Annotated in this window: 2 protein-coding genes; both read right to left on the reverse strand. The window is 72.9% G+C overall.

Going from position 1 to position 2,751, the window contains the following annotated elements; translation table 11 throughout:
• Positions 1 to 92: 92 nt before the first annotated feature.
• Positions 93 to 758, reverse strand: coding sequence for a sigma-70 family RNA polymerase sigma factor (locus AB0P35_RS41840; RefSeq protein WP_363521795.1), 666 nt, complete (start codon positions 756 to 758; stop codon positions 93 to 95).
• A gap of 230 nt (positions 759 to 988) precedes the next feature.
• Positions 989 to 2,751, reverse strand: a 1,763-nt coding sequence (locus AB0P35_RS41845; RefSeq protein ID WP_363521797.1) for an AAA family ATPase, incomplete at its 5' end; no start/stop codon positions are given.

Below are 2,751 nucleotides of genomic sequence, written 5' to 3' on the forward strand. Positions count from 1 at the left end.
ACGTTCACCACCGAGCCACCCCGACGCGATCCCGCAGCGGCGTGAAACGCTCACCCACCGTCACCCAAGGGCTTGACAAACCCGATTGGGAATCAATGATCGGCGGAGGCGAGCCCGCGGGCCTCGAGGATGGGGCGCAGGGCCCGGACGGCGTAGAAGCTGCGGGACTTGACGGTGCCGACGGGGACGCCGAGGACGGTGGCGGCCTCGGCCATCGAGCGGCCCTTCATGTGGAGTTCGACCAGGACGTCGCGGTGGTGGGGCGGGAGTTCGGCGAGCGCGACGGCCATGTCGCGGGCGTCCAACAGCTCGTCGTAGGGGTCGTGGGCGCCGGTGTGGCACTCGGGGGTCTCCCCCGCGACCTCCTGCGCACGGGCGGACTGCATCCGGAAGTGGTCAATGGCGATCCTGCGGGCCACCGTGAACAGCCACGGGCGGCTGTGCTCGGGGCCGCGGCGGATCGCGTCCGGGTTCTGCCAGGCGCGCAGCAGGGTCTCCTGGACGATGTCCTCGGCCTTGCCCCGGTCGCCGCTGGTGGCGCGCAGCATGGCGCGCAGCAGGTAGCCGCCGTGCAGGCGGTACAGCTCGGCCAGGGTCTGCTGGTCGAGGGTGGGACGTCGCGGCGCGCAGGCGGCGCCGGGGGCGTCCGCGGTCGGCGCGGTCCCCGGGGTGGTGTCGGGTCGTGCGGCTGTCGCTCCCTCGGTCGGCCCGGTGGCCGGGAGGGTGTCCTTCAGGTGAGCAGTAGCGTCGATGGCCACGGCGGTAGAGCCCTTCACAACAATCGTCGGCATCGGGCAGGCCGTCGCGCATGGCCCGCCGTCTTCTGCCGTCCACCGTCGCGGGCCGCCCTAACGTCGCGCCAACGTCACGCCAACGCGAGCGCCGGCCCGGGCCGGGCCGGGCCGGGCCGGGCCGGGCCGGGCCGGGCCGGGACCGGACACACCGGCCCGGGGCTGCGAGCCGGATGCGGCGTTGTGGGGCCGTGCGTTTACGCAGAGTTGCAGGGGCGGGTGTCGGCGATGTCCTGCGGGAGGAGGAGACTGAGTTCGGAGACGTCGGCGAAGTCGAGGCGGCCGAGGCGGCGGGCCTGGCGGGTGATCATGCCTTCGAGGGTCTGGCGGGCGTAGCGGCCGTTGCCGAAGGTGCGGTCGCGGGGGACGGCGGCGAAGTGGTGGGCGAGGGCGGCGACGGTCTCGGGGGCGCAGGTGTAGCCGGCCTGCTCGGCGTGGCGGCCGACGATGGTGACGAGTTCCTCGTCGGTGTAGTGGCCGAACTCGATCTGCCGGGAGAAGCGGGAGGCGAGGCCGGGGTTGGATGCGAGGAAGCGCTGCATCTCGTCCTCGTATCCGGCGACGATGACCACGACCTCGTCGCGGTGGTCCTCCATCAGTTTCATCAGGGTGTCGACGGCTTCCTGGCCGAAGTCGTTGCCGCCGCCGTTGCGCGGGGTGAGGGTGTACGCCTCGTCGATGAACAGGACGCCGCCGCGGGCCCGGTCGAAGGCCTCCTTGGTGAGCTGGGCGGTGTGGCCGATGTAGCGGCCGACCAGGTCGGCGCGGGCGGTCTCGACCAGTTGGCCGGTGGGCAGCACGCCGAGTTCGGCCAGGAGTTGGCCGTAGAGCCGGGCGACGGTGGTCTTGCCGGTGCCGGGCGGGCCGGCGAAGACCAGGTGGTGGCCGATCCTGGCGGTGGGCAGGCCGGCCTCCTCGCGGCGACGGGTCTGCCGGAGCAGGTCGACCAGGTCCTCGACCTGCTCCTTGGCGGCGGGGAGGCCGACCATGGCGCGGAGTTCGGCGAGCAGCTCGGTGCCGTCCTTGCGCGCGGAGGGGTCGGGCCCGGCGGGGGTGACGTCCTCGGCGAGCAGCCGGGCCAGCTCCTCGTCGGAGATCTCGGGGCAGGTGGCGAGGCGGGTGGCCTGCCGGTCCACCATCTCCTCGAAGACCTTGCGGGCGGCCCGGCCGTTGCCGAAGTCCTCCCCCTTGGGGAGCCGCTCGAACAGGGTGCGCAGGGCCTCCCGGGTGCCGTCGGCGAGGGTGTAGCCGTGGCTCGCGGCGGCGCGTTCGACGATGGTGACGAGATCCTCGTCGGAGTAGTTGGCGAACTCGACGGTGCGGCTGAACCGAGAGGCGAGGCCGGGGTTGGAGGCCAGGAAGTCGGTCATCTCGGTGGAGTAGCCGGCCACGATGACGACGATCTCATCGCGGTGGTCCTCCATCAGTTTGACCAGGGTGTCGATCGCCTCCCGGCCGAAGTCGGGGCCGCTGCCGCCGGAGCCGGCCGAGAGGGTGTACGCCTCGTCGATGAACAGGACGCCGCCGAGCGCGGAGCGGAACACCTCGGTGGTCTTCAGAGCGGTGCCGCCGATGACGGAGGCGACCAGGTCGGCGCGGGCGGTCTCGACCAACTGGCCGCCGGCCAGCACGCCGAGTTCGGCCAGGATGCTGCCGTAGAGCCGGGCGACGGTGGTCTTGCCGGTGCCGGGCGGGCCGGCGAAGACCAGATGACGGCTCATCGGGAGGGCTGGCATGCCGGCGAGTTCGCGGCGCCGGGCCAGCTTGTTGAGGTTGACCAGGGTGGCGACCTGCTCCTTGACCTCGGCCAGGCCGACCAGCGACTCCAGCACCTCCAACGGGCCGGGCGGGGCCGCGGGCGGGGCGGGCGCGGCCGGCTCGGAGGCGGTCGAGCTGCTGATCCGGGCCGCGATGCTGTACGTGGGTGCGCTGCTCGGCACCGCCGTGTACGCGGGCCTGG

Origin of the sequence: Kitasatospora sp. NPDC085879 (genome assembly GCF_040686255.1) — a bacterium.
Classification (GTDB): Bacteria; Actinomycetota; Actinomycetes; order Streptomycetales; family Streptomycetaceae; genus Kitasatospora.